Source organism: Phormidium sp. CCY1219, assembly GCF_055795085.1.
This window is the reverse complement of record NZ_JAYFEQ010000524.1, coordinates 1-25735: the sequence shown is the minus strand read 5'-3', so window position 1 is coordinate 25735 and position 25735 is coordinate 1. Positions and strand designations below refer to the sequence as shown.

22 protein-coding genes and 1 pseudogene are annotated in these 25735 nt (G+C 49.2%); 14 read left to right on the top strand and 9 right to left on the bottom strand.

Annotated elements, in window-relative coordinates; all coding sequences use genetic code 11:
* Complete coding sequence (locus AC0QH1_RS13945) at window positions 1–1245, top strand: family 10 glycosylhydrolase (protein ID WP_324631765.1); 1245 nt, start codon at window positions 1–3, stop codon at window positions 1243–1245.
* 57 nt (window positions 1246–1302) lie between these two features.
* On the opposite strand, the gene AC0QH1_RS13940 is transcribed toward AC0QH1_RS13945, so the two are convergent.
* Window positions 1303–3990 (bottom strand): ATP-binding protein, encoded by a 2688-nt coding sequence (locus AC0QH1_RS13940; RefSeq protein ID WP_324631764.1) that lies wholly within the window; start codon window positions 3988–3990, stop codon window positions 1303–1305.
* Window positions 3991–4497: 507 nt separating this feature from the next.
* Between AC0QH1_RS13940 and AC0QH1_RS13935 the strand changes: the two are divergent.
* Window positions 4498–5095 (top strand): annotated as a pseudogene (locus AC0QH1_RS13935) (HD domain-containing protein).
* Window positions 5096–5109: 14 nt separating this feature from the next.
* On the opposite strand, the gene AC0QH1_RS13930 reads toward AC0QH1_RS13935, so the two are convergent.
* Complete coding sequence (locus tag AC0QH1_RS13930) at window positions 5110–5985, bottom strand: lipid kinase (protein WP_324631763.1); 876 nt, start codon at window positions 5983–5985, stop codon at window positions 5110–5112.
* A 265-nt stretch (window positions 5986–6250) separates the two neighbouring features.
* Between AC0QH1_RS13930 and AC0QH1_RS13925 the strand changes: the two genes are divergently transcribed.
* Window positions 6251–7405 carry a DUF262 domain-containing protein gene (locus AC0QH1_RS13925; RefSeq protein WP_324631762.1) on the top strand — a complete coding sequence of 385 codons (1155 nt, stop codon included), beginning with the start codon at window positions 6251–6253 and terminating at the stop codon, window positions 7403–7405.
* Between the two features lie 127 nt (window positions 7406–7532).
* Here AC0QH1_RS13925 and AC0QH1_RS13920 read toward each other — a convergent pair whose 3' ends face one another.
* Window positions 7533–8453 (bottom strand): histone deacetylase family protein, encoded by a 921-nt coding sequence (locus AC0QH1_RS13920; RefSeq protein ID WP_324631761.1) that lies wholly within the window; start codon window positions 8451–8453, stop codon window positions 7533–7535.
* A gap of 155 nt (window positions 8454–8608) precedes the next feature.
* Between AC0QH1_RS13920 and AC0QH1_RS13915 the strand changes: the two genes are divergently transcribed.
* The 3 genes from AC0QH1_RS13915 (at window position 8609) to lnt (ending at window position 13554) form a co-directional block, all read left to right on the top strand.
* On the top strand, window positions 8609–8761 hold the full coding sequence (locus AC0QH1_RS13915) for a hypothetical protein (protein ID WP_324631760.1): 153 nt from the start codon (window positions 8609–8611) through the stop codon (window positions 8759–8761).
* Between the two features lie 357 nt (window positions 8762–9118).
* Window positions 9119–11707, top strand: coding sequence for a DNA gyrase subunit A (gene gyrA / locus AC0QH1_RS13910; RefSeq protein ID WP_324631759.1), 2589 nt, complete (start codon window positions 9119–9121; stop codon window positions 11705–11707).
* 260 nt (window positions 11708–11967) lie between these two features.
* Complete coding sequence (gene lnt, locus AC0QH1_RS13905) at window positions 11968–13554, top strand: apolipoprotein N-acyltransferase (RefSeq protein ID WP_324631796.1); 1587 nt, start codon at window positions 11968–11970, stop codon at window positions 13552–13554.
* 105 nt (window positions 13555–13659) lie between these two features.
* On the opposite strand, the gene AC0QH1_RS13900 is transcribed toward lnt, so the two are convergent.
* From AC0QH1_RS13900 to AC0QH1_RS13890, 3 genes are all read right to left on the bottom strand, one after another.
* Window positions 13660–13893, bottom strand: a complete 234-nt coding sequence (locus AC0QH1_RS13900) for a hypothetical protein (RefSeq protein ID WP_324631758.1) — start codon at window positions 13891–13893, stop codon at window positions 13660–13662.
* A gap of 270 nt (window positions 13894–14163) precedes the next feature.
* The gene (locus tag AC0QH1_RS13895; protein ID WP_324631757.1) at window positions 14164–15159 is read right to left on the bottom strand and encodes a CBASS cGAMP-activated phospholipase; all 996 of its coding nucleotides are present in this window, start codon (window positions 15157–15159) and stop codon (window positions 14164–14166) included.
* A gap of 73 nt (window positions 15160–15232) precedes the next feature.
* Entirely contained in the window at window positions 15233–15613 is a 381-nt protein-coding gene (locus AC0QH1_RS13890) for a dihydroneopterin aldolase (RefSeq protein ID WP_324631756.1), read from the bottom strand.
* A gap of 432 nt (window positions 15614–16045) precedes the next feature.
* Between AC0QH1_RS13890 and AC0QH1_RS13885 the strand changes: the two genes are divergently transcribed.
* A complete protein-coding gene (locus AC0QH1_RS13885; protein ID WP_324631755.1) occupies window positions 16046–16495 on the top strand; it encodes a DUF4864 domain-containing protein in 450 nt (149 codons plus the stop codon).
* Window positions 16496–16731: 236 nt separating this feature from the next.
* Here AC0QH1_RS13885 and AC0QH1_RS13880 read toward each other — a convergent pair whose 3' ends face one another.
* Window positions 16732–17802, bottom strand: coding sequence for a M28 family peptidase (locus AC0QH1_RS13880; RefSeq protein ID WP_324631754.1), 1071 nt, complete (start codon window positions 17800–17802; stop codon window positions 16732–16734).
* A gap of 391 nt (window positions 17803–18193) precedes the next feature.
* Here AC0QH1_RS13880 and AC0QH1_RS13875 point away from each other — a divergent pair, with 391 nt between their 5' ends.
* Genes AC0QH1_RS13875 through AC0QH1_RS13865 form a run of 3 tightly spaced genes read left to right on the top strand, consistent with a single transcriptional unit; the run spans window position 18194 to window position 20598 of the window.
* Complete coding sequence (locus tag AC0QH1_RS13875; protein WP_324631753.1) at window positions 18194–18664, top strand: ATP-binding protein; 471 nt, start codon at window positions 18194–18196, stop codon at window positions 18662–18664.
* 20 nt (window positions 18665–18684) lie between these two features.
* Complete coding sequence (locus AC0QH1_RS13870) at window positions 18685–19794, top strand: TRAFAC clade GTPase domain-containing protein (RefSeq protein WP_324631752.1); 1110 nt, start codon at window positions 18685–18687, stop codon at window positions 19792–19794.
* 12 nt (window positions 19795–19806) lie between these two features.
* The gene (locus AC0QH1_RS13865) at window positions 19807–20598 is read left to right on the top strand and encodes a hypothetical protein (RefSeq protein ID WP_324631751.1); all 792 of its coding nucleotides are present in this window, start codon (window positions 19807–19809) and stop codon (window positions 20596–20598) included.
* Between the two features lie 275 nt (window positions 20599–20873).
* On the opposite strand, the gene AC0QH1_RS13860 is transcribed toward AC0QH1_RS13865, so the two are convergent.
* On the bottom strand, window positions 20874–21023 hold the full coding sequence (locus AC0QH1_RS13860; RefSeq protein WP_324631750.1) for a hypothetical protein: 150 nt from the start codon (window positions 21021–21023) through the stop codon (window positions 20874–20876).
* A 42-nt stretch (window positions 21024–21065) separates the two neighbouring features.
* Here AC0QH1_RS13860 and AC0QH1_RS13855 point away from each other — a divergent pair, with 42 nt between their 5' ends.
* Window positions 21066–22301 (top strand): LL-diaminopimelate aminotransferase, encoded by a 1236-nt coding sequence (locus tag AC0QH1_RS13855; protein WP_324631749.1) that lies wholly within the window; start codon window positions 21066–21068, stop codon window positions 22299–22301.
* 306 nt (window positions 22302–22607) lie between these two features.
* The gene (locus AC0QH1_RS13850; RefSeq protein ID WP_324631748.1) at window positions 22608–23261 is read left to right on the top strand and encodes a Uma2 family endonuclease; all 654 of its coding nucleotides are present in this window, start codon (window positions 22608–22610) and stop codon (window positions 23259–23261) included.
* Here the strand turns inward: AC0QH1_RS13850 and AC0QH1_RS13845 are convergent.
* A complete protein-coding gene (locus tag AC0QH1_RS13845; protein ID WP_324631747.1) occupies window positions 23258–23443 on the bottom strand; it encodes a hypothetical protein in 186 nt (61 codons plus the stop codon). The genes AC0QH1_RS13850 and AC0QH1_RS13845 overlap by 4 nt on opposite strands.
* Before the next feature lie 178 nt (window positions 23444–23621).
* On the opposite strand from AC0QH1_RS13845, the gene AC0QH1_RS13840 reads away from it, so the two are divergent.
* Both AC0QH1_RS13840 and AC0QH1_RS13835 read left to right on the top strand, forming a co-directional pair.
* Window positions 23622–24758 (top strand): AAA family ATPase, encoded by a 1137-nt coding sequence (locus tag AC0QH1_RS13840; protein ID WP_324631746.1) that lies wholly within the window; start codon window positions 23622–23624, stop codon window positions 24756–24758.
* Window positions 24755–25324 carry a hypothetical protein gene (locus tag AC0QH1_RS13835; protein ID WP_324631745.1) on the top strand — a complete coding sequence of 190 codons (570 nt, stop codon included), beginning with the start codon at window positions 24755–24757 and terminating at the stop codon, window positions 25322–25324. The genes AC0QH1_RS13840 and AC0QH1_RS13835 overlap by 4 nt, the downstream gene beginning before the upstream one ends.
* Window positions 25325–25735 lie beyond the last annotated feature (411 nt).

Genomic DNA, 25735 nt, shown 5'->3' with positions numbered 1-25735 from the left:
ATGTCCGCCAAAAAGAAAGAACCCAGTGGATGTGGATGTGCAAGCATTCCGTTTTCGGTCATCCTCCTCATCTTCGGTGGGGGATATTGGTTATTCACCCAGCGAGAACATTTAGAACTGAGTCGGTTTTTACCCACCGATTTACCCAGGAATATTCCCTTTTTGAATGGAACGCCTTCTACAGAAGCGACCCCCACAGTTCCCCCAGCGCCGCACACATCGAATCCGCCAGCAGATTTACCGACAAATCCAATTCCTTCCCCAGCGCCGCCGGGGCAAAATGCGGAAAATAACCCGCCAGCAAATTCACCGGAACCCACACCCACTGCAACCCCCTCAACACCGCAAAGTCCTGGGGAGAAAAAAGAGATTAGAGGGATATATTTGAGTCGCTATCAAGCCACGAATAATGCCAGCGAAAAAACCATTCGCGAACGAGTGCGATACTATCGCGATCGCGGCATTAACACCATCATTCATGGCGTCTGGGGAAATGCCTGCCCGATGTATAAAAGCGAAGTCATGCGGGCGAAATTCGGCTATCAAAGTTGTCCGAATGAGTTTCAAGACCGATGGCTTCATTGGTTGATTGATGAAGCGCACAAACAGGGAATGGAAGTGCATGCATACTTCGAGAAAGGGATTAAAATAGACGAAGAAAGTCCGGTATTCGATATCGCGGTTGAGCGAGGCTGGATCGTCCCGGGCATCGATCGCACCCATCCGGGAGTCGAGCATTACGTGCTAGATGTGAGCCAACCGGAAGTCGCGAAATTTTTTACCGATATTCTGGTCGAGTTTGTCACCCAATACCCTACCATTGATGCGGTGCAATGGGATGATTATTTGGGATATCATGCGGAGTTACCCGGAAAAGTCGATCGCACCCCTCAACTCACTAACTTTGTAAAAAATGCGATCGCTGCCATGAAAGCCGCCAATCCCTCGGTTAGCTTTGATATTTGTCATCATAACCCCTACTGGGCGAAACGATATTTTGCAGCGGATTGGCAAACCTGGGGGGTCGATCGCGTGTTTATTCAAGTGTATGGGGAAAGGAACTTTAAAGATGAACTGAAATATGTAGAAGCCCATGATGGAATTTCCATTAGCGAGCGCCAATTTAATCGCTTAGAAGAATTAGTGGACAACCCAAAAATCGAAAATATTTTGTTTTTTCCCCTGTCTGGAAAGCCGGAAAAAATGGCGGATACAGTGAATCGTTTAACCAACCAGATTAACTAGAACGTTGCTTCAGGTCACTTCAGCAATGCCCACCCTCATGTGGGGAATAATTGTAACTCACAACTGCAGGAATTCCGGTGGATTCGCGATCGCCCTTACAAAACGGCGATCTACAAGCTGATATTGCTTTTCCGGAAGCCCGAAGCGGCACAATACCAATCCAGAAGACACTAACCCATCTAATACCGCATCCAGCCGATCGCGTCCTTCTCCTATCCACGCTGCCAATTCTGTGCGCGTCTTGCGGGGACACTCGCCCTTGGATACCGAGTGCGGGCTATGTTGCGCCAAACCCTGGAGAATCAGACGCACCGGGGGATTGTGCTGGTTTCCCCAGTAGGCGATCGCCGCTTCCATAAATCGTTCCAGCAGTTTTTCGACCCCGCCATATCGCAAGTAGTCATCCAGAGTGGTTATCTGTTCTGCTTCCAGTTGCGTTCCCACAATTTGCAACATCAGCGATCGCACCCGGTTTCCCCCCTCCGCCAAATCCCGCACCAGGCGATCGCGCAAAGCGGGGTCTACGGAGTAGGGAGTGCCTTCAATCGCGCCGGCGATGGCGATGCGCGCCTCATCCAGGGATAAATTCTCTAGATGGTAATAAGAGCCTTCCCCCTGGGAATTGGCCATTAATTTCAAGGATTGTAGGCGATTGTCCCTCAAAAAAGCGGGCAGATACTCGTCGCGCCAGCACAAAATCAACTTCAGGAACGGAATATCGAGACACTCACCTAAAAAGCGATCGAAGGCTTGACAAAACTCACGAGTTGTAGTATAATGAGAATCCTCTTCCACCCAGTCCAAAATCAGCACCGTTAACAGATTGGCATCCACATTGTTCCATAAACGCTCCAGAACCGCTGGCAATGAAGGCTCGGCTTGCGCCTCAGCAATCTCAGATAAGCCCGCATCCGCCAGTGCGTTGACCAATCCTCGGCACAAAGCCGCCACCCAATCGGCATTAACCTGCACCACCACCGGCAACGCCACCTTGACCCCGATCGCCCGTTGTGCGAGAGCGGGAGCCAAACCCGCCCGCATCAGGGAGGTTTTGCCGACGCCCGGTTGCCCGCAAACTATCGTGAGCTTGTAATCATCGCGGCTGATGCGTTCCAGCAAGTGGTGGATTTGAGAGAATCGGCCAATTTTATCCCTAGTTTTTGCAGCAGCCGGATCCTGTAATACAGAAGGAACCGGCGAGTGTTTCTGCAAGACGCGCGCCGGGTTAATGGGGTGACGGCGCAGGAGCAAAGGTTGGCCGCCGATAAAGGCAGACAATCTATACTGATAGGCGATCGCCCGATAACGGCGATCGCATTCCAGGGCTGCAACCCCCTCGCCACTTTGGCAATACAGCGATCGCAACTCCTGCACGATGCGAAGGTAAAGCGGCGGGTCGTACTCCGGTTTCGTCTGGGCTTGAGCCGTTTCCAGGATTTGGAGCGCCACGGATATCTCACCCAACGCCGCCCGCGATCGACCCAGCAGCAGTAAATACCAACCGCGATGATAGCACCAGGCCCAGTGCAAACAAGTGTATTCGCACACTGTAGTTGCCGCAGCATAGGCATTGCCGAGAATTTCCAGCGCCCTTAACGCTTCTTCCTTGGCGATCGCCCAGCGGGCGCGACACAGGGCCACCTGAGCCAAAAAGCCGCGATCTTGTGCCTGGGCGATCGGATCCGGGTAGCGATCGTGCAGGGAAAGCGCCCGCGCCGCCACCGGTTCGAGTGCGGCGATATCTTCTTGTCTTTGCAGCACTTCTCCCAACGCATTGATAAACTTAGCCACCAAATCCGCACGCCCGCAGCGATCGAACGCCTCAACACAGGCTTGAAAATAACGCCGTGCTTCTTCCCACGCAGCCGAAGCGATCGCCCCGCCGTGCAGTACCCCCGCCCGATGCCAACAGACCCCCAGATAAAATAACACGCAACCGGCGCGTTCTAACGCCCGATTCGGGAGTTTAGACGGCGAGTCCCCTGGCGCGCCGGATTGCCAAAAGGCGAGACTGCTTTCGTAATGTTCCCGGGCCGTTTCCAGGGCGTCGCGGGTATAAGCGTCCCACCCGCGCACGAAATCCAAACAGGCTTGCAATTCCGAATCGAGCGGGTTTCCACTACGTTGAATATCTTGCAAGGCAAAAGTTGATTCTCGGCGGTGGTTATCGCTTAACAATTCCAGCACTGCATTGGCTTGAATTCGATCCGCACCGGCATCTAAAATACACTGGAATAAAATTTCCGCTTTTTCGCGCAATAAAGCCACCGCGCGATCGGGAGCGATCGCGAATTTAATCGAAGGAGGTCCCCAACTCTTGAAATCCGGGCAAAATCGACTCAATTTGTGCAGCAGATCGTCCGCCACCCACAACACTAAGGGAAAATGAAACTCTTCTAGAAATAACGGGCGTTCTTGGTTGAGGCGCGTCAGCAATTCATCAATGGCCAATACCGATTCTAATCCCACCACCATCAAAACTGATGGGCGATCGGCGGGGTTTAATTCTTCTTTTATCGTGCCGTAAAGCGTTGTCGCAGATGGCGATAACCGCAGGGTTTGCAGGGGAATCGGACAGTGGCGTGACAAGCGTTGGATCGTTTCCCATTGCAAATCCGAATAGTTGCAGCGCACCAAAATTAACGCAAATTCTCCTTCTGCAGATCCCAACGCGATCGCCCGGGATAACGTGTTTAACGAGCGCGAGTTGTATGCCGCTACATCTTCGGGTTTTTGTGTTTCCATATTAATGTCCATTCGCGTTTCGGGGCGAATAAATTTCCGCCAAACGGAGCTTTGGCTAGCCGGTGCAAGGGGTTAATTCTTCCCAGCGCTTGACTGACCCACCGGACAATCCCGAAGGGATACGGGGGCGCGGATGAAAAACCGCATTCCTTTATTATAGAAGCACGAATCGATTCGCGTCACTTCTGGGGTTCAGGCACCCTTTCGGAGCCAGCTTCAATCGCCCCAAAATTTGAGGCTATCGATGCCAGATTGCTCAATTCCTCTAGCGGGATGTTACGGATAGAAATAGTCCGGGGGAGGCATATTATTTTACATAGAGCAAATCTCCACTAACAATTCGAGGAATGGTTTAGAGAAATTCCCCTTCGGGGTGGAAACCATTGGGAAGTCATTTTAGCTTAAAATGAGCCAGAGGGGAAAATGTTGTTTTGATGCTTCGCTGTCAAACCTATGCCATTTTAACCTTCGCCTTTTAACTTTAAACAGTCTAAACACTGCTATCTGATGCTTTCAAAGCGATTTAACGAAGCCCTGACTTTTGCGGCGGACCTGCATGCGACCCAAACGCGCAAGGGATCCGGAGTGCCTTATATTGCCCATTTGCTGGGAGTTGCCAGTATCGCCCTAGAATATGGGGCGCAAGAAGACGAAGCGATCGCCGCCTTACTGCATGATGCGATCGAGGACCAAGGGGGAGTCGCCACCCGGGAAGACATTCGCCGTCGCTTTGGGGATACCGTCACCGCGATCGTGGAAGGCTGCACCGACGCTCACACCACCCCGAAACCCCCGTGGCGAAAGCGCAAAGAAGCTTACATCGCCCACCTGCATCATGCCTCTCCCGCTGTTATACTGGTCAGTGCGGCAGACAAGCTGCACGGCGGCGCGGTCGATCCTGCAAGATTATCGAGTGGTGGGCGAACAACCAAAGAACCGCTTCAAAGGCGGCAAATCGGGCACCTTGTGGTATTATCGTTCCCTGGTGGAAACATAACGCAAGGTGAGTTCTAGTGCGATCGTGGACGAATTAGACCGGGTGGTTAGCCAACTCGAAGCCACCGTAGCACCTTCTGCAGAGGGGGAAACTGAGGCGGTTGGGTAGCGCCCCAATGGGTCTCAATCGCGCCTTTGCGGCACAAACACCCGCAAGGCATGAGGTAACACGCGAAACGAGGCGGGGGTGTGGGTGGTGAGTTCCCCATCGGTATCGATGGGGCGCGGTTTTCGGGTAACGATCTCGATGTCTTGACCTTGCAAGGTATGGATGCCTTGCGCCGTTTTGCCCCGTAGCATCGCCGGTAGCACTCGGAGCATTTCCCACCAGTGGCGGATTTCGATACAATAAAGATCCAGACGTTGGTCGTCAATTTGGGCATCTTCTGCCACCACTAAGCCACTGCCGTAATAGCGACCGTTGCAGATGGTGATTTGAATGGTTTTGACGGAATAGGTCTGGGTTGGGGTGCGAATTTTTGCCCGAAAAGGACGCGATCGCAATAGCACCTGCATGGCGGTGAAGGCATATGCCAGTACCCCGAAATGGCGCTTGAACCGCTTGCTCACGGTGCGATTGATTTCGCCACTGATGCCAATACCGGCTACATTGAAAAAATATTTGCCATTCACCCACCCCAGGTCAATCGATCGCAGATGACCCCGGGCAATAATGGCACAGGCTTCCGGTAACGCCGAGGGAATGCCGAGACTGCGCGCTAGATTGTTCGCGGTGCCCACGGGGAGAATGCCCAAGGGAAGTTGCGTCTCGAGCAATCCCTCGATTGCGGCATTGATGGTGCCGTCACCACTGGCAATAATTACCGAATCCACCTCGGTTTTATAGCGGCGGATCAGATCGCTCAAGTCCTGCGGGGCTGCAGCAGAGACTTCGATGAGTTCAAATCCGAGTGGTTGCAGAATTTGTAGCGCTTGTCGTTGTGCTAGCAGTCCTCTTCGCGCATGAGGATTGACCAATAGCAGCGATCGCTGAGTCATAGGGGCTTTTGTGTGTGATCTGGGTGTAAAATTTTTCAGATGGTTCCTTTTAGGATGACAGAAATCCCACGGCGATCGCCGGTTAGTGAAAAACTGAGTGGTAAAAAATGCTTGATTTCCAACAAACTGTTACACTGGAAAAATGAAAAATCGCCCGCAACCGTTGCCTTTACGGTTACGTCCCCCGGAACTCGGAACACCCAGCCAGTACAAATAGCTCTATAGCTATAGAGAGCAAGCAACGCGCAGAACAAGGAGGGAGGCCATGCTCGAACAAAATATTGGCGATCGCGCAAATCAAAACAACAGCCAGGAAATACTCGAACAACAATTTGAAGTGGAAGACGAAGAAGAACTCGGCGAATTCGACATTCCCTTGAAGGAAAGAAAGCTCGTCACTCACCCTTACGATTTTGTCATCCGAACGCTCAAAGCACAAATCGATGACAATACGCTGGTTTTGGCAGACAAGTTTCAGCGACGTCACGTGTGGGACCGCACCAAATCCAGTCGCTTGATCGAGTCGCTGTTGCTCAATGTTCCGATTCCAGTTTGCTATTTCGCCGAATTGAATGATGGCTGCTATAGCGTCATCGACGGTCAGCAGCGCCTAACGGCAATTTATCGCTTTTTGAATAATGAGTTTCCCCTGCGCGCCTTGAAAGTGCTTCCGGAAATTAACCGGAAGAAATTCCAAGATCTCGACATGGGATACCAACGCTTGCTATTGTCGCGCACGATTCGCTGTATTGTTATCCTCAAAGAGTCCCACCCGGATATTAAATTCGATGTCTTTGAACGACTCAATAGCGGTTTTGTGCCCCTCAATGCTCAGGAACTTCGCAACAGCGTTTTTCGGGGCAAGTTAAACGATTTAATTCTCAAACTGTCGGAGGATGAGGTTTTCCAAAAAGCTCGCCGGGTGAGTGGCATCGACAAGCGAATGCAAGACTGCGAAATGATTCTGCGCTTTTTTGCGTTCTTTTTCGATCCGATCGCCTATCGCGGCACCTTGTCTCGCTTTCTCGATAGCTATTTGCAAAGCGGCATTAACTTCGATGAAGAAACCCTGGAACATCATCGCGAAGTTTTCCGCAAAACCATCGACGATGTTTTCTATGTCTTTGGCGACCAAGCGTTTCGACGCTACAATCCCGAGGTGGGATGGGAAAAATCGATTAACCGCGCCATTTATGACGTCATTATGCTGACGTTTGCTTCTTTGGAGTCCGAGGCGATTCGCAGCAAAAAAGAGGAGATTATCGAGGCACTCAAAAAAGTCTGTATCGACCCGGAGTTTGATGAAGCGATTACCTCTTCAACGAAAAATAAAGAGCGGATTCAAACGAGAATCAACAAGTGGCGCGAGGCGCTGTGGCAAGTTGGCTTAGAGGTACCGCCGCTCAAAATTGGCAAATAATCCCCTTGCCGGTTGCGGGTTGTGGCGAGCGCGATCGCGCGATCGCCTGCTGGACGGTAGAGACGCCCGAAAGCGTCTCTACAAACGGTTCTAAGCCGCTCTGAATCGGCGGTTGGCCGCGCGACGCCTAGGCCAAGCAGCGCCCGATTGTTGCGACAACCGATTGACTGAGGGCATCGAGATGATAGCCCCCTTCGAGTCCGAAGACAATCCGGCGCGTCAGTTGCAGGCAGTAATCCGTAAAGATGCCGTAATCTTCCGGTTGCAGGTTGATGCTGGCTAACGGATCCGAGGCACAGGCGTCATATCCGGCGCTAACAATTAATAAATCCGGTTGAAAACTCGTTAAAAACGGCATCACTTTCGACTCGAACATCGGCTGATAGTCAGCCCGGGTGCTTCCGGCGGACATGGGTAAATTGAGGACGTTGTGATGCTGACCGGTTTCGCTAGCGTCACCGGTACCGGGATAGCAAGGGGACTGATGGAGGGAACAGTAAGCCAGTTGGGGGTGGCTTTCGATCGCCGCTTGGGTGCCATTCCCGTGATGAACGTCCCAATCCAGGATAGCCACCCGGTTTAAGCCGCACTGTTCGATCGCGTAATACGCCGCGATCGCCGCATTGGAAAACAAGCAAAACCCCATTCCCCGATCGCGTTCTGCATGATGTCCCGGGGGACGCGCCAACACAAACGCCGGTTTTCCCGTCGCCAAGGCGCGATCGACCCCATCAAGCCACCCACTCACCGCCAGCAACGCCACCTCGTAACTGTGGGGAGAGACCACCGTATCCATATCCACTCTCCCACCGCCGTGATGGGCCAACACTTCAACCTCATGGATGTGGCGCGGCGCATGCAGGCGCTCGATCGCCGCCATCACCGATCGCTCCTCCACCGGCGTGGGCAGTTCCCACTGGATGCGATCCGCCCAGGGAGAGGCTTTGAGCGCTTCGACAATCGCACCCAAGCGGGCGGGACGTTCCGGATGCGATCGCCCGGTTTGGTGCAGTTGAAATTCATCCGAATAAATGACTGGTAGTTTCATCGAGCTTGACATTTGTTACCTTTTCAACTATTGATATCTTGCCGGACTTTCCCCACCTGTGCCAAGGGTGGAAAGCCGGATGGAGAAAGGAAGAATTAAAAAGTAAAAATTAAGAAATTCGCCAGGTTTAACTATCAACTCCCCCTCGCCTTTTCATGTCACTTCAATCCCCCTTTCCTGGCGTGCAGTTTTTATTGCCAGAGTTGGCCCAGGCAAGGGAAACGCCCTCCCGTCGGCTTCCGCCGCGATCGCAGCCCAGGATTGTCATTGAACCAGCATCAGAAGCCCTACAGGCGATCGCCGAATAGAAAGCGGTTTGAGAGAAACCGACAGACCCTCAAAAACGATGGGGTTTGACTATGGATTTTATCGAGAATTTTGATAAAGATTCCCGCCGATTACAACAGCCTTTTCCGATGTTCGGGAGGGCGCGAAATCCAAGCCAATCCGGGGGGTCATCCCGGGCGATCGCGGCAGGGGATTCCTGGGTGGTTGCCACCGGGAAAATTTCCGGCAGCTATTGAGCCAGAAAAGCCTCGCTAGCCGGGGGGAAATATGATAAAATAATATCAGAAAATAGGAAAGATTTAGAAGTCAGGTAGTAGGTGAAGCTTTTTTTTCGCCATTGCTACCTTTCCTCTTACAAATTTGGAGTTTTTCATCTTATGACAACCTCCCAGGAGCGGATACTCCCAACGGATCTGCGTAACGAGATGCAACAGTCCTACCTAGAATACGCCATGAGCGTGATTGTAGGGCGGGCACTCCCAGATGCCAGGGATGGTCTCAAGCCGGTACACCGCCGCATTCTCTATGCCATGCACGAATTGGGCTTGACGCCAGACCGCCCGTTCCGCAAATGCGCCAGAGTTGTTGGGGAAGTGCTGGGTAAGTACCATCCCCACGGCGATACAGCGGTTTACGATGCCTTGGTGCGGATGGCGCAGAATTTTTCCATGCGATCGCCCTTAATCAACGGACACGGCAACTTCGGATCCATTGACAACGACCCGCCGGCGGCGATGCGTTACACCGAATGTCGCCTGCAAGCCCTCAGCACCGATGCGATGCTGCGGGATATCGACCAAGAAACCGTCGATTTTCTCGATAACTTCGACGGATCCCAGCAAGAACCGATCGTGCTACCGGCGCGAATCCCCCAACTGTTGCTCAACGGTTCCTCCGGAATTGCCGTGGGGATGGCGACCAATATTCCCCCCCACAACCTCGGGGAATTGGTGGATGGATTGATCGCCACGATCCACAACCCCGAGATTACCGACATCGAGCTGATGCACTACATTCCCGGGCCGGACTTTCCCACGGGAGGACAAATCCTCGGCGTCAGCAGTATCCGGGAAGCCTACACCACGGGACGCGGTTCGATTACCATGCGCGGCGTAGCCGCAATTGAAGTCATCGAACAGCGCGGACGTCCCGACAAAAACGCGATTATCGTCACCGAATTACCGTACCAAACCAACAAAGCGGCGCTGATCGAAAAAATCGCCGAAATGGTGAACGAGAAGCGCTTAGAGGGGATTTCGGATATTCGAGATGAAAGCGATCGCGACGGAATGCGAATCGTCATCGAACTCAAACGCGACGCCTATCCGCGCGTGGTGCTCAATAACCTGTACAAACAAACCCCCCTGCAGGCCAACTTTGGGGCGAACATGCTGGCGTTGGTGGAAGCCGAACCGCAACTGCTGACCCTGAAACGATACCTGGAAGTCTTTATCGAATTCCGGATCCAAACCATCGAACGGCGCACCCAGTACGAACTGCGGAAAGCCGAACAACGCGATCGCCTCTTACAGGGATTATTGATCGCCCTGGATAACTTAGATGCAATCATTGCCCTGATCCGAGGCGCAGCAGATACCCCCACCGCCAAACAAGAATTAATCGACTCCTTCGGACTCACCGAAGAGCAAGCCGACGCAATTTTACAAATGCAATTGCGACGCTTGACCGCTTTAGAAGCCGAGAAAATTCAACAAGAACACGAACAACTACAAGTCACGATCGCCGACTTGCGCGATATTTTGGCACGGCGCGAACGGGTTCTCGAAATCATCGAAACCGAAGCCCTGGAAATCAAAGAAAAATTTGCCACCCCGCGCAGAACCGTCATCGAACATGCCGAAGGGGAAATCGATCCCACCGACTTGATCGCCAACGAAAAAGCGATCGTGATGATGACCGAACAAGGTTACATCAAGCGAATGCCCGTCAACACCTTCGAGGCACAAAGTCGCGCCACCCGAGGCAAATCCGGCACCAAAATGAAAGAAGATGATGGGGTGGAGCATTTTCTCACGTGCCGGGATCACGATAAGGTGCTGTTCTTCAGCGATCGCGGCGTGGTTTACTCCCTCAATGCCTATCAAATTCCCACCGCCTCTCGCACCGCACGCGGGGTAGCTATCACCCAAATGCTCCCCATTCCCCTCGCCGAAAAAATCACCTCGATGGTGGCGGTGGAAGAATTCACCGACGAGGAATTCTTGGTGATGCTGACCCAAGGCGGTTATATCAAAAAAACGGCACTTTCTGCCTTTAGCAATATCCGCGCCAATGGGTTAATTGCCATTTCCCTCTCCGAAGGAGATTGCTTGCGCTGGGTGCGAAAAGCCAGACTCGACGATACCATCATTATCAGCTCGCGCAAAGGAATGGCAATTCATTTCAGAGCCGATAACGAGCAATTGCGTCCCCTAAGTCGCGCCACCCGAGGGGTCAAATCCATGAACCTCCGCAAAGGGGACGAAATTATCAGCATGGATGTGCTACCCTCCCAAGTGAGTGCCCAGATGGCTGCCCTAGGCGATGAAGAACCCGAAGTCGAAGACAATCTCAACGGCGACAGCGAAGATTCCGAGACCGAAGCAGAAAGCAGCTTTACCGGTCCTTGGGCATTAGTCATTACCACTGCAGGGTATGGTAAGCGCGTCCCGGTGAACCAATTCCGCCTGCAACGGCGCGCCGGAAAAGGCGTAATTGCGATTAAATTCCGCAACGAAAAAGACCAATTGGCTGCCCTGCGAATCGTCAACGAAGATGATGAGTTGATGATGATTACTAGCCGTGGCATCATTATTCGCCAAGCCATCAAAGCGATTTCTTCCCAATCTCGTGCCGCGCGCGGCGTCCGAGTCCAGCGCTTAGATGCCGATGATGCGATCGTGGGCGTCGCCTTAGTTCCCCTATCCGGTGAAGAAGACGAACCGATAATTGACGAAGAGGAATAAGATTTCCTTTCCTTAAACTCCTGCTTAGGGGTTTTTACGTGCAAGCGTAAAGGCGGGTTCACCTCATTTTTTGCTCAATGCAAAGCCTTTCGGTGAACCCGCCTATATTTCCATAGGGTGGGCATGGCTCACCCTACCTTGAGATAAGTAACTGGGCATTGCTAAATTCCAAGAAAAAACCCGTGGCCAAATTTATCGCTAACCCCCTAAAACCCCAAAAATTATGGAAATTTGCCGCCGCATTTGTAGGTGGCATTTTGATGGGAATTACCCCCGCCCCGCTCAACCTTTGGCCTTTGGCTTGGATTGCCTTAGTTCCCCTGTGGGTGTTGGTGGTGGAAGAAGGCACAAAACGCCCTCCCATCGCTTTCTTATCCAACCGGGAAACCAAAAGCAAACCGGTGAACGGGTGGTTTTTTCTGTTGCCCGTATTGTGGGGAATTGCCTATCACGGACTCGCCCTATTTTGGATTACCGGCATTCATCCGATGACCTGGTTGGGGGTGCCCTGGTTAGCCAGTTTGGCGATCGCCAGCTTTTGTTGGGTCTTTATTACCCTATGGGGCGCGGGTTTAGTCCTCATTTGGGCATTGGGTCAAGGGTTATTTGCCGCCAAATTTGCCCCGCTTTCCTCCGCCTTTTTTTCCCCCTTCCTGCGCGTCTTAATCGGGACGACACTTTGGTGTAGTGTGGAATATTTAGGCAGTTCCACCTCCCTGTGGTGGACCTCTTTAGCCTATACCCAAAGTCCGACGAATTTAGTGATTTTGCACCTCGGTCAGCTCTCCGGAACCACCGCCGTAACGGCGGCGATCGTCGCCGTCAATGGATTAATTGCCGAAGCTTGGATTGCATGGCAGCAACATGCCCATCCACCCATTCAGGGTAGAAAAACAACGACTACCTCGGTTCAAAACCTGCTGATTTTCCTCGCAATTATTCTGTTTTTAGTATTGCATTCTCTCGGATTTTTATTGTATCGCATCCCCCGGATAGACCCGGCGGAAACTGCTTTAACTGTGGGGATTATTCAAGGGAATATTCCCAATGACATTAAACTGAATTCCGAGGGATGGCGGCGCGCCTTAGCCGGCTATACCAGCGGTTATCAAGAACTGGCCGATCGCGGCGTGGATGCCGTCTTGACCCCGGAAACTGCTTTGCCCTTTTTATGGACGAAAGACAATCGGCGCTACAGTGAATTTTATCGGGCAATTTTAGACAAAGGGGTGCTGGCGTGGGTGGGCACCTTTGGCAAGGAAGGAAATCGGATTACCAACAGTTTATTTACCGTAACCGCAACCGGAGAAACCTACAGCAGTTACGATAAAGTGAAGTTAGTGCCCTTGGGAGAATTCATTCCCTTTGAGGAGATTTTGGGGCGCATTATTAACCGCCTGTCTCCGTTGGAAGCGCAGTTAAAAGGGGGGAATCCGAATCAAGTTTTCGACACGCCATTTGGCAGGGCGATCGTCGGCATTTGTTACGATTCGGCCTTTTCTGCCCTGTTTCGCCGTCAAGCTGCTGCAGGGGGAGAATTTATTATTAGCGCCTCTAACGACGCTCATTATACCGCAGCAATGGCAATCCAGCACCACGCGCAAGATGTGATGCGGGCGATCGAAACCGATCGCTGGGCAATTCGGGCCACCAATACCGGCTATTCGGCAATTGTCGATCCCCAAGGTCGAACTCGCTGGATTTCCGAACTGAATACCTATCAGTTACATAGCGCAACGATTTATCGCCGACAAACCCAAACCTTATACGTGCGGTGGGGAGAATGGTTGTTAGGTCTGTTGTGGGCAATTTGCGCGATCGCCTTCATTTTGTCGAGGAGGCAATAAAAAGCGGGCGATTTTAATCGCACCTTTTTTACAGCTATTTCTCCCGAGAGATATAAAGGTGGGCAATGCCCACCCTACCACTTATCGCAATAGAATCGCCTAAAATTATTCGCTTAATTCTTCAACATTCGGCTGAGGTTCTATGGATTCCTCGGCGTTGAAAATAGAAACCAACCAAACCGCTAATATTCCTACGCCAACAATGAGTAAAAAGCCAACCAGGATATTCAACTGCTTTAATGCTTTGCGCGTGGTGGGCATTTCTGCAAAATTGGCCGACTCGTGAGAAATGGATTCCTCTGCCGGATCGCGGGTGCGAGGGTTGTTTTGGGGAGTCATAATAGAGTGGTAGATTGACGGCTGGACTCTCTCCATTTTGGCTCACCGACGGAGCGATCGCCCTCTACCGGAAGAGTGATTCGAGTTCATTTCATCCCGCCGCCATCCTTGCCAGAAAAGGGCAAGCGAAAATAAACCTGTAGAGAGGCGATTTGAAAATCTTCTCTACAGGTAAAGCGCGTTTATTTTTTTCCGAAACTCAGCCTTAGCTGAGGAACAACCCTAGAAAATGGAAGGAAATTTTAGGGTTAATGGGCAAGGCGTTTGAAGCTACGCATTAAACCCTTCCAAGGATTCAGAAGGGGGAAATGTGAAGCATAAATTCAGCCAGTCAACTACATCGGGTAGGTTCATGTAAGCATCGGCGGCTTCAATTAAATTGCTCAGGTTTTCTTTACTGGCATCGTCCATTTCATCGCTCAGCGGTTTGCGAGTTAACTGTCGGTCTAGAGGGAATTGCAAGCGAGCATAACGAGCGCGATCGCCAATTATGTAGTCCGTGATATAGTGATACACTTCACAGGGGGCATCGGTCATTACTTTCACCACGCGCCCATCCCAGATCCATTGCAAAGTGCCCCAAGAGCGCGCCTGTTCCCAGGGAATCACGCTAGTTGCCGCTCCCGTACCCACAGAAAGGACTTCCAAGCTTTCCAGAGGATTACCCAGACGAATCGCCTCAGCAACCGCGCAGGCGGTGGGGTTATTGGCAGCTAAACCGCCATCGATCGCGCTGATAATTTTGCCATTGAGTTCTAGGCGATGGGCGGGGAAAAACGTGGGGGCGGCGGTGGAACAAACGCAGGCTTCCCACAACGGAATTTCGGCAAATTTTTCCTTCCAGCTTTTAAAAATAAGTGGCATTCGACCAATGGTGTCGTAGCTGGTGATTAAAAGCTTAGGTTTGGTAACGTCATCAAGTAGCTTATCGCCCAATAAATCTTTGAGCATTTTCACCAGTCCTTTTTCGGAGAATTTGGGTGCAGAAGGACCGTATTGTAAGAGTAATGGAAGTCGTTTAATCGTCCAGCGAGTGGTGTACGGAAAGACTTTTTTGGCTTTTTTGCGGTAGAGTTTGACGATTTTTTCGCAGGGAATTCCTAGTGCGATCGCAGCGCCCACCATTGACCCGGTTGAAGTACCTGCAATCAAGTCAAAATACTCATGCAGCGGAACTTGAATCCGTTCTTCGAGGTGCTGCAACATGCGGGCAGCTAGCACTCCGCGAATTCCGCCACCATCAATGCTCAATATGCGATAAGTCATTTGGCTTCTCCCGATCGATTAATAAGAGGGTTTTTGGAGTTGGTAATGGGTGAAAGGGTGAAAGGGTAATCCCCTACATTGCGATCGCCCCAAGTCTGATTTGGGTAGAATGATTTTCATGCTTAATTTTGCCACCAAAATCGAGAATTGGGGCATAGGGTTTGGTGACGCGAATTTTGACTTGTTTACCCCACTCGGCGCGCCGGCGAAGTCGGGCGATCGCTTCCGCCAACCGTTCGATTAAAGCGAAATTCGCGGTGTTGACCCGATGCTTAACCGTGGCGATGGTGTTGCGGTAGTCTAGGGTATCTTCCAGGCGATCGCGTTGACTCGCAGGTGCTAAATCCAGCCATAAGCGGAGATTCACTTCCAACCACTGAGCGAGTACCTGCTCTTTTGGCAAATACCCCACGCAGCTACAACAGCGAATTCCGGTAAGTTTAATGCAATCCATGAGTGACACCCTTTGATGTTGAAAAAATGTGAAAAACAGATAAAGTTCTTCGTTTTACTTAGTCAGATCTTTACAATACTAGGCTCAGGTTATCCGGATGGTTTTGCTAAAATGATGAAATAGCCGCCCCACTCGGCTCAGGAGGCGACTGGGTTCCAAGCTGGATCCTGAGTAGGCCCAGGGGTCACAGGTTCGTTGCAACCCTGCAATCCCTCTCCAATCCCCCTCCGGTAGGGTGGGCAATGCCCAACATGTTTTTTATGTTTAGTATATTTACGGCAATTGTGCGGCTTGCAAGAGTGCAATTTGGCGCTAAGTATAGAATTCCCCTGCCCTCCTCCTCGCGATCGCCCCCCAAAAACCTTCTCCTTGAACGATCGCCCCGGGAGGAATTACAATCAAAACTCGTCAACACCTGTAGAGGAGAAAACGGTGGAATCATTTCAGCCTTGGTTGTCTTATATCGGAATCGGCTTGGGTGCCCTACTCGGCGGGTTAGTTCTGGTTTGGATTATCGTTTCCGTTGCGATTTTTTTGCGAACTAAAGGACTGCCCCAGGCGATCGCGGCTTTTTTCACTCGCATTGCTGACGGAGATATCACAGGCGCTTATCAGTCCACCACCGAACGCTTGCAAAGTCGCACTTCCAAAAAAGAATTTGCCAAATTCGTGAAAACCAACAAACTGCACCAGTACCAGCGCACTACCCTCTCCATCCCCACCGTCGAAGGCAAGACCCATCGGTTAGAAGTCACGGTCATTACCAAAAATGGCCGAGAAATTCCCTTGTTGATGGAGTTAGTAAAAAGCGACGATGGATGGTTAGTTGATGCCCTAAACTATAACTACAATCCGCAGCAAACCGCTAAGTCAAATAAGTGAATTAGCGGCAAACCGGGGAGAATGAAGGCGTCACAATTATAATTTTCCTCTTGACTCGTTCCCCGGCTCACGGGCAACCCTCCCCGAGGCTCCGCCTTCCCCCCAATAAAGCTGCCAAATAAGTTAGTCAAATTGCTAGGAATTAAAAGGTTAAAAACCGGGTTGATGCTGCCAATTATTTGCTTTAACAAAGTAGGGAAATTAACCCGGTTTATCGCGCCTATTGAATCAGCATCCTAGCCGATTTTCCCATTCGCCAATTCCTGCACCACTCGTTCAATTCCGCCCACGACGCGGGCCAAACGGTCGAAATCGATTTTATCCGGCGTGTCTGCTATCGTGTGATAGTGGGGATAGCGAAACGGTGCCGTATCCGTCACCATTAATGCCGGATATCCCATCTGCCAAAATGGCCAACGATCGGACCAACCCGCCCCCGGAACATTACTTGGCATCGCCGCCCCTTCCGAGGGAAATTGCGTATGACTGCGGAAAGAACCCACCACCTGCTGCACCAGATTTCCCGAAGCAAGATTGCCGATAAAGGCAATAAAATTCCCCGTGATGGGATAGACCAAATTTAACAAACCCAGGGGATATTCTTGACTACCCGGCGCATCGGAATAATATCCGATGGTTTCTAAACTGAGCATGGCCACGATATTTTCACCGCGATCGCGACACCGTTTGGCATAAACCAAACTGCCCATTTCCTCGCTCCAAAAAAATGGCGGTTCCTCATTCACGAACTCCACAAATCGCAGCGATCGGGCCGTTTCCTTCCCCGCAAACCGCCGCGCCAGCGCTAACACCGCCGCCGCACCCGAACCATTATCGTTCGCTCCCGGCGCACCGACTACCGAATCGTAATGCGCGCCAATCACCACAATTTCATCCGGTTTTTTATTTCCGGTTATTTCCACTTCCAAATTATCGAATACTTGCCCGTGGATTTCATAACTTTGTCGCGCTACTTCATACCCGGATTCGGCAAATGAGCTTTCCAGATAATTGGCAACCGCCACTAAATTTTCGTAAAACATATAGTTGCGATCGCCAATCTCCGACCCGGCAATTCGATCCACATCTTGGCGCAGTTCATCCCGCAACACTTGCTCCGCCTGCGTCAGTTTCGGCAAATCTCCCGCAAAACTTTTTCCCGGCATTCTCACGACTGTAAACCAACTCCCGATTAAAACAACAGCAATAAAAACAAACAGGATAACCACTTTTATCGATGCAGCTTTAGTAAGCACTTTAAATTTTTTCCGGCGTTTGAGTCCCATTGCTTTCGCTTTCCTCTTCATTTCCAAGGTTTTCCCATTCCTTCCCCGGCAATTTCCCAGGAAACACCACTTGCAAGGTTCCACCTGGAGGGAACATTTTCCCCAAATCTATACCACAAATTTACCCAATTTTTTCCTAATCGATAGCAGGCTAATGGTTAAATTTTGTGTAGTTTTGCAACGAAAATTAGGGTGGGCACTGCCCATCCTACTGATAATAATCAAAACCCCAGGAGCGAGGTGGGCAGTGCCCACCCTACGGCTACGGCTACTTATAATAATGAAAGAAGCCGTCAGAGTTGGCGGCAGCAGTGCTTAATTATAGCACATGAGGCAGCAGGCAGTTTGGAATCAAATAATTCTGATAGCCTTAGCTGTGCGAGAAAACCAGTGTAAATGATAAAATACCCCAATGGAACTCATCATTTTTATCGGCTTGCAAGGGGCGGGTAAAAGCACCTTTTACCGCCGCAACTTTGCCCAAACCCATGTATTAATCAGTAAAGACTTGATGCGAAATAATAAAAAACCAGCCAGAAGACAAGCTCAGCTTATCAAAGAAAACCTGACCTCGGGCAACTCAGTGGTGGTAGACAATACCAATCCCACCCGAGAAGACCGCGCCGCGATTATCGATATCGCCAAAAATTACCCCGCGATGGTTATCGGGTATTATTTTCAATCTAAGGTGCGGGACTGCTTGCAGCGAAACCAACAGCGCACTGGCAAAGCAAAAGTTCCGGATAAAGCGATTTACATTACCCAGAAAAAGTTAGTTCTCCCCGATTATCGGGAAGGATTCGATAAACTCTTTTACGTTAAAATTGCCCCCAGCGGCGAATTTGCGATCGCGCCGTGGAAATTACCAGAAAACCGGGTATAATTTAATGGAGGGGTCGAGAAGTGGTTGCCACCAGGCGACGGATAAAAGTCGCTCGCGAATTGCCGATGAAAGCAGCGCATTCAGAGGCGATCGCGCTTTTGTTAGAACCAGGTAAAACGCGAACAACCATCCACAGAACACATCTAAACGGTAAAATTTTCAAGACCATGCACGAACTGAAATTGACGATGCTCGGACCGAGTGGGGTTGGCAAAACCAGTCTGTTAACGGCGATGTACGAGCAGTTTGAAAGCAATATCGGGTTCACCGACTTACAATTGACGCCAGATTTGGAAAGTTCGGCACTGCTGCAAGAACGGTTGGCAGAACTAAAAAACTTGCCCGATAGTTTTGAAACCAAAGGATGGATGCAAAGTACGGAAGATTATAAATCTTTTATTTTTGAATTGGGCAGAAAAGGGGCAACTCCTTCCTTGGAATTGCAGTTTCAAGATTATCCCGGCGAATATTTATCCGCCAGAAGTTCTCGGGAAGAGAAGAAACAGGTAGAAAGCTTTCTACGCGAATCGGCGGCGGTGGCGATCGCGATCGATACCCCCGCCCTGATGGAGAAAAATGGTCGGTGGCATGATACGATTAACAAACCTCAGCAAATTGCCAATTTGTTTCAACGGGTGTATCGGGAATTAGATGCGCCGAGGTTGGTCATTTTAGCGCCGGTTCGCTGTGAAAAATACCTGCAAAATGAAAAAACCACTGCGGAACTGGTGAGGCGCGTGCAGAGTGGGTATGCGCGATTGCTGGATTTGCTGCGATCGCCTTCTTTATTGCCCAATGTCGCCGTTGTCGTCACCCCCGTGCAAACCGTGGGAACCGTGGTATTTTCTCGCATCGAAGAGCAGGATAGCAAACCGCTGTTTATTTTCCGAAAAACCAGTCACGACGCCCAATACAATCCCCAAGATAGCGAACAACCCCTGCGCTATTTGTTGCGTTTTTTGCTCAAACTGCATTTGGATCGCCGCCAGTGGGGATTGTTTAATTTCCTCCGAGAATGGTTGAGATTAGATAGCCATCTCAAAGATGCGGTGCGCGAATTCGCTAAAGGCTGTAAAAATACTAGCGGTTTTGCAGTATTGCAGGGTGACAGTTGGCTCAATATTGGATAGGAGTTTTTCACGATGGAAATTTACGTCAGGAGTCGCGGGTTTTCTCAGGAAAATGGCTATTGCTGGGTTCCCCAAACCCCTTCGATTCTCACCACAAACCGGGTGACGGAATTAATTCAAAGCGAAGCACATTCTCTGGTTTTGGCCCGGTATGGGCGTCAGTTGTTGTTGCTGGTGACGGGGTTAGAGGCAAAAGGGCGACTGGATTTTCGCGATCGCAAAATCCGCAATTCCATCGCCTGGGTGGGGGAAGACTCCCCAGAAACCTCCACCCAATTAAGGGCGATCGCAGTGCGGGCATTACGCAGCTTTTTAGAGGCAGATAAAGCCGACAATTTGGATGCAGATATTGACCGCGCCATTGTCTTCGGCGGTGCAGATGGGTTTCAAGTCTCCTGGGAAGAACTCTCCCGCTTATCCGACAATCTCCCCCGAATGCAATCCTCCGGAAATCTCGAACGAGAACGGGAAGAATTGGCAACGGATAAAGTGGGAAATAACTGCGATTTTTTAAAAGAAGATTTAGCCGAAATATTGGAGTGCTATGCTTTACCGAAAAGAGAGGGAGTTTTAGTGGTGGTGACCGGAATTAAAAGCGAAGAGGCGATCGTGCAAGCCGGCGTATGGCGAGGCTTATCCAAAACGATTTCGACCCAAGATTGGAAAACCGTTCGCGAACGAAAGTACCCCCCAACTACCCCCAATGAACCCTTGGGAAAGTCTAACCCGCTCAATGAAACGGCAACTTTAGTGGCGGCGATCGTGGGCATCGCAATGGTCTTGTTTGGGTGGTTGTGGTTTTAGACAAATACCGCCCGGTTTCAAACGGGCGGCTCACTTAGATGAGGCTTCGATTGTTTTGTATATAAATTGTAATTTGCGAATTAATTTCGTATAAAACAAGTAGTGTAACTTCCCCGAACATTAACAGAATCTCTTTTCTAAGTGGATGAGGTAAAAAGGTGGCATTTGTCATTCCCGCGCAGGAGAGAATCCAGAAAAAATAACTCTCGCAGTAACTTAAAAAAACGCTCAATCATTCCCGGCAAAATAAGGAGTCAAGGAACCTATAAAAGGGTTTAATTTGCGCTTGTATGGCTAGAATAAGTTAGAAATTCTGGAAAATTGATGGTAAATTCCCCGCATGGGGCGCTGTAAAGGCGATCGCGGGAGAGTTTGGGTTTCCCCTGGGCGGCGATCGCAACTGCACCCTCTATCGGTAATGTCACCCTTTGCCGTAAACTGTACTACGGCGCTTGTAAGGATTGACTATGGCAACGATTAACGACAACTACTTGAAATTAAAAGCAGGCTACCTGTTTCCGGAAATTGCGCGACGGGTGAACACCTTTGCCCAGGCGAATCCGGAGGCGGAGATTATCAAACTCGGCATTGGTGACGTCACCGAACCCCTGCCCCAAGCCTGTTGCGATGCGATGAAGAAAGCGGTGGAGGAAATGGGCGATCGCGCCACCTTCAAAGGGTACGGACCCGAACAAGGCTACCTCTGGTTGCGCGAGAAAATTGCCGCCCATGACTTTCAGGCGCGCGGATGCGCGATCGACGCCACGGAAATCTTCATCTCCGACGGTTCCAAGTGCGACACCGGAAATATTCTCGATATTTTCGGCAAAGATAACAAAATTGCCGTCACCGATCCGGTTTATCCCGTTTATGTGGATACCAATGTCATGGCGGGGCATACCGGATCGGTAAACGAGAAAGGCGAATACGAAGGATTGGTGTATTTGCCCATCACTGCCGAGAATAATTTTACCGCCCCACTTCCCTCGGAAAAAGTCGATTTAATTTACCTGTGCTTCCCCAATAATCCCACCGGGGCCACGGCGACTAAAGAAGATTTAAAAGCATGGGTCGATTATGCCAAAGCCAATGGCTCTATCATTCTGTTTGATGCCGCTTACGAGTCCTTTATTACTGACCCCAATCTGCCCCATTCCATCTATGAAATTGAAGGGGCAAAAGATTGCGCGATCGAGTTCCGTTCCTTCTCCAAAAATGCCGGATTTACCGGAACTCGCTGCGCTTTAACTGTGGTTCCGAAAAGCCTCACCGGAAAAGCCGCAGATGGTTCCGATGTAGAACTGTGGAAACTGTGGAACCGTCGCCAATCTACCAAGTTTAATGGCGTGTCCTACATCGTGCAACGCGGTGCTGAAGCTGTCTACTCGGAACCCGGGCAAAAACAAGTCAAAGAACTGATTGGTTTCTATCTGGAAAATGCCAAAATCATTCGGGAAAAACTCACCCAAGCCGGCTTGACGGTTTATGGTGGCGTGAATGCCCCTTACGTTTGGGTGAAAACCCCCAATGGTTTATCCAGTTGGGATTTCTTCGATAAATTGCTCCAAAATTGCAATGTGGTAGGCACTCCCGGTTCTGGTTTTGGTGCGGCTGGCGAAGGTTATTTCCGCATTTCGGCATTTAATAGCCGCGAAAATGTCGAGTCTGCAATGAAGCGCATTACCGAAAAGTTTAAGGTGTAAGCGCGCTGTTTTATTCTCAGGTTGCGGTGGGCGATCGCCCACCCAACTTTTGTCGATCGTCAGCAGCAACAACCGGAGGTATTTGACGAGCCACAATAACAAATTACCCCGCCCCTTTTTACCAGTAAAATTCAGCTAACTGTGGCAGACATCTTTCGCTGGCTGCTAGAATAAACCCGATAGCGCTTCTGATTTGGGTGAGGATAGAGTTGCGCTAGATTATGGTGCCGAAATCCACTGGCAAAACTGACAGCATCACCCAGAGAAACGCGAGAGATAAATTAATCATCACTTTGGGTAATTATTATGACTGTTATTACTCCAATTGTCAAACCCGTTAGTCACATGCAACTGGCTCCCGGTAGCACCGTTACCATTCCCAACGTCAGTTGGCAAGAATTCGAGTCTCTGTTAGAGGAATTACGCGAAAAAAGAGCCGCCAGAATCGCCTACAGTCACAACACCTTAGAAATTATGGCTCCCTTACCCGAACAGGAAATCCCTAACGATCTGATTTCCGATATTGTCAAAACTTTGCTGAAAGCAACAGGCATAAGATATCAGCCTTTCGGATCGACCACCTTTAAACGAGAAGGAAGGGCAGGAATTGAAACCGATGCCAGTTTCTATATCCAAAACTATCAGCAGGCGATCGGAAAACGCCGACTCGAACCGGAGGATCCGCCACCGGATTTCACAATCGAAACTGATGTGACGTCTAAAACGACAATTGAAGCGTATAAAGCGATCGCAATTCCGGAAGTTTGGGTGTACCATAAGGGCATGCTGACTATCTATTTGTTCCGAGAAGGAGAGTATGTCACCTCAGAAACCAGTCCCACGTTTCCAGATATTGCGATCGCCGAAATCATTCCTACAGTTGTCGAACGCGCTTGGCAGGTGGGAACCTACGAAGCTTTAGCAGAATTTGAAGCACAAATGGCTGAAGGTGGAAGTTAAGAAGCGAAAAAGGCGATCGCATCCACACTATCTTCTAGAAGGCAAAAGAAATTTTGCCAGAGCGAAACAATCTGACCGATTTTGAAGACATGCGGCATGCGATCGGTTGCTAACAGTTTGCCAAAAACGTCAGTTGAGTGGTTAGAACTCGAGTTCCACTCCACTGTTGTTGACTCAGGCATCCGTGAGGAGGGCGCTAGGTTCAGTAAAAACAGGCACAGGCGATCGCCGTAGCCAGTTCAATGGTAACTGTTAATATTTGTTTATCTTACTTGACCCCTGGAGGCTTAATGCTCTATGCTAGTTTAGCATAGCTTTTTTAAACTTTTTCTCTCTCGCTTATCTATCGAAAACAATACCATGAAACTGGAAACTCTAGAGTATCACGATCGCGAATACAATTGGAAATTAGACCGGGTTGAGTTCAGCGCTAACCCAACTTTATTGGTGGGCAGATCGGGGGCGGGCAAAACACAAGTGCTTCGGTCAATTCATGCTTTAAAAAAAATTGCAAATGGGGGTTCTTTAAATGGAGTAAAATGGGATGCATGTTTTTTAACAAGTCAAGGTCAACGATATCGCTGGCAAGGAGAATTTGAAACCCAAAAACACTTATTAGGCAGTCAAGCCAAGTCGGACAAAGAGTATAAACTTATTAAGGAAAAACTAGAGAAAAGTGACAAAATAATTGTAGATAGAAGCGCAGAAAAAATACTTTTTAACGGAATACAAACTCCCAAACTATCCCCAAGCCAAAGCACCCTGCATTTGCTAAAACAAGAAGAAGAAATTAGTTTCGCAACCGAGGAAATAAATAAAATTATTTTAGCGGATTTAAAATACGGAGAACAGATTTCAACCCTTTCTGTGTCTTTGCTGAATCAGTACGAAAATGCTTCTTTAAAAGACATTCAAGAAAGCGAGCTTCCTCTTTCCCTTAAACTGTCTTTGGTGTATAGAACTTTCCCAGAGGTTTTTCAAAAAATCAAAGAAAAAGTTAGGGAAATATTTTCAGAAATAGAAGATATTAAAATAGAAGCGTTAAACCTTGACGATATTCCGGTTGTATTGGCTGAGTTGTTGCGGGAATCAACAGTGGTTTATTTTAAAGAAAAAGGAGTTAATGATTGGATAAAACAAGTTAACATATCTTCAGGGATGTTAAAAGCATTAATGTACGTCAGCGAACTTTATTTATCCCCCAAAGGGAGTTTAATTCTAATTGATGAATTTGAGAATAGTCTGGGGGTTAATTGTATTGACAGCATGACAGACATACTCCTTGAAAATAAAGAGTTGCAATTTATTATTACCAGCCATCATCCCTATATTATCAACAATATCAGTCCGAAGCATTGGAAAATTGTCACGCGGCAAGGTGGTGTCGTTCAGGTTAAAGATTCCCAAGATTTGGGAATTGCCAAATCAAGGCATAAAGCCTTTATTGATTTAATCAATATCCTGGAAGAATATCCTGAGGGAATAGAAGAGGAATGAATATTTATTTTCTTTTGGAAGGCAGAAGTACAGAAAAGAAAGTATATAAATCTTGGTTGCAATATATGCTGCCCGAACTTCAGAGAGTCAACCACTACGATGAAGTTTGGGAAAATAACTACTTTTTAATTAGCGCTCATGGGTACCCTTCTATTATCCATGAATATATTCCCGATGCAATAAGCAGAATAAAAGAAACGGGTAAGTATGAATATTTAGTAGTTTGTCTTGATGCTGATGAAGATACGGTAGAAAGTAAGAAACAAGAAATTGACAATTTTATTAAAACTGAAAATATTCAATTGGGGGATATAAAGTTAATTCCAATCGTTCAAAACAGATGTATTGAAACTTGGTTTTTGGGAAATCGAAAAATGTTCGACTCCAGGCAGCCGCTCCAACAGCCTTTACGAGATTATGTTCAGTATTATGATGTGTCGGCGAAGGATCCGGAGTTAATGGGAAATTATAATGATGACTACAATCATGCCGAGTTTCATTACGTTTATTTAAAAAAAGTGTTTGAAGCAAAGAATAGACGCTATACTAAAAAAAAATCCCGGTGATGCTCAAGAAAAATATTGTTTAGACCAACTTATTAACAGAATTGAAGGCGACTCACATCATTTAAAAAGCTTGAAAGATTTTATAGAATTTTGCAAGTTGATAAAAAGCCGACTATGTGAAGCTGGAGGTACCGATCGCCAAAATTAGTCTCGCCTGGATTAAGGGTTATGTCAGAAAAAATTGAAGGGTAAAAAAATATTAACTGCATAATAGGCTTCGACTTTCGCCACACTCTCCCCAGTTTGAAATCTCTCTATAGAACTGCTGAATTTTAACCTTGACGGCAACCCGCAGGAATGAGACCCCACATCGCCGCAATTTCAAGCTAAAATTAACTTAAATTCACCGATCGCTCTGAGTGCTATGACTGTAATTTCCGCCCTTAACCCCCCACCGCTGGAAAGTGGCGA

Excerpts from the sequence above, each read along its gene's own strand:
- AC0QH1_RS13945 (WP_324631765.1), top strand. The coding sequence starts at position 1 with ATGTCCGCCAAAAAGAAAGAACCCAGTGGATGTGGATGTGCAAGCATT.
- AC0QH1_RS13940 (WP_324631764.1), bottom strand. The coding sequence starts at position 3,990 with ATGGAAACACAAAAACCCGAAGATGTAGCGGCATACAACTCGCGCTCG.
- AC0QH1_RS13930 (WP_324631763.1), bottom strand. The coding sequence starts at position 5,985 with ATGACTCAGCGATCGCTGCTATTGGTCAATCCTCATGCGCGAAGAGGA.
- AC0QH1_RS13925 (WP_324631762.1), top strand. The coding sequence starts at position 6,251 with ATGCTCGAACAAAATATTGGCGATCGCGCAAATCAAAACAACAGCCAG.
- AC0QH1_RS13920 (WP_324631761.1), bottom strand. The coding sequence starts at position 8,453 with ATGAAACTACCAGTCATTTATTCGGATGAATTTCAACTGCACCAAACC.
- AC0QH1_RS13915 (WP_324631760.1), top strand. The coding sequence starts at position 8,609 with ATGTCACTTCAATCCCCCTTTCCTGGCGTGCAGTTTTTATTGCCAGAG.
- gyrA (WP_324631759.1), top strand. The coding sequence starts at position 9,119 with ATGACAACCTCCCAGGAGCGGATACTCCCAACGGATCTGCGTAACGAG.
- lnt (WP_324631796.1), top strand. The coding sequence starts at position 11,968 with ATGGGAATTACCCCCGCCCCGCTCAACCTTTGGCCTTTGGCTTGGATT.
- AC0QH1_RS13900 (WP_324631758.1), bottom strand. The coding sequence starts at position 13,893 with ATGACTCCCCAAAACAACCCTCGCACCCGCGATCCGGCAGAGGAATCC.
- AC0QH1_RS13895 (WP_324631757.1), bottom strand. The coding sequence starts at position 15,159 with ATGACTTATCGCATATTGAGCATTGATGGTGGCGGAATTCGCGGAGTG.
- AC0QH1_RS13890 (WP_324631756.1), bottom strand. The coding sequence starts at position 15,613 with ATGGATTGCATTAAACTTACCGGAATTCGCTGTTGTAGCTGCGTGGGG.
- AC0QH1_RS13880 (WP_324631754.1), bottom strand. The coding sequence starts at position 17,802 with ATGAAGAGGAAAGCGAAAGCAATGGGACTCAAACGCCGGAAAAAATTT.
- AC0QH1_RS13875 (WP_324631753.1), top strand. The coding sequence starts at position 18,194 with ATGGAACTCATCATTTTTATCGGCTTGCAAGGGGCGGGTAAAAGCACC.
- AC0QH1_RS13865 (WP_324631751.1), top strand. The coding sequence starts at position 19,807 with ATGGAAATTTACGTCAGGAGTCGCGGGTTTTCTCAGGAAAATGGCTAT.
- AC0QH1_RS13855 (WP_324631749.1), top strand. The coding sequence starts at position 21,066 with ATGGCAACGATTAACGACAACTACTTGAAATTAAAAGCAGGCTACCTG.
- AC0QH1_RS13850 (WP_324631748.1), top strand. The coding sequence starts at position 22,608 with ATGACTGTTATTACTCCAATTGTCAAACCCGTTAGTCACATGCAACTG.
- AC0QH1_RS13845 (WP_324631747.1), bottom strand. The coding sequence starts at position 23,443 with ATGCCTGAGTCAACAACAGTGGAGTGGAACTCGAGTTCTAACCACTCA.
- AC0QH1_RS13840 (WP_324631746.1), top strand. The coding sequence starts at position 23,622 with ATGAAACTGGAAACTCTAGAGTATCACGATCGCGAATACAATTGGAAA.
- AC0QH1_RS13835 (WP_324631745.1), top strand. The coding sequence starts at position 24,755 with ATGAATATTTATTTTCTTTTGGAAGGCAGAAGTACAGAAAAGAAAGTA.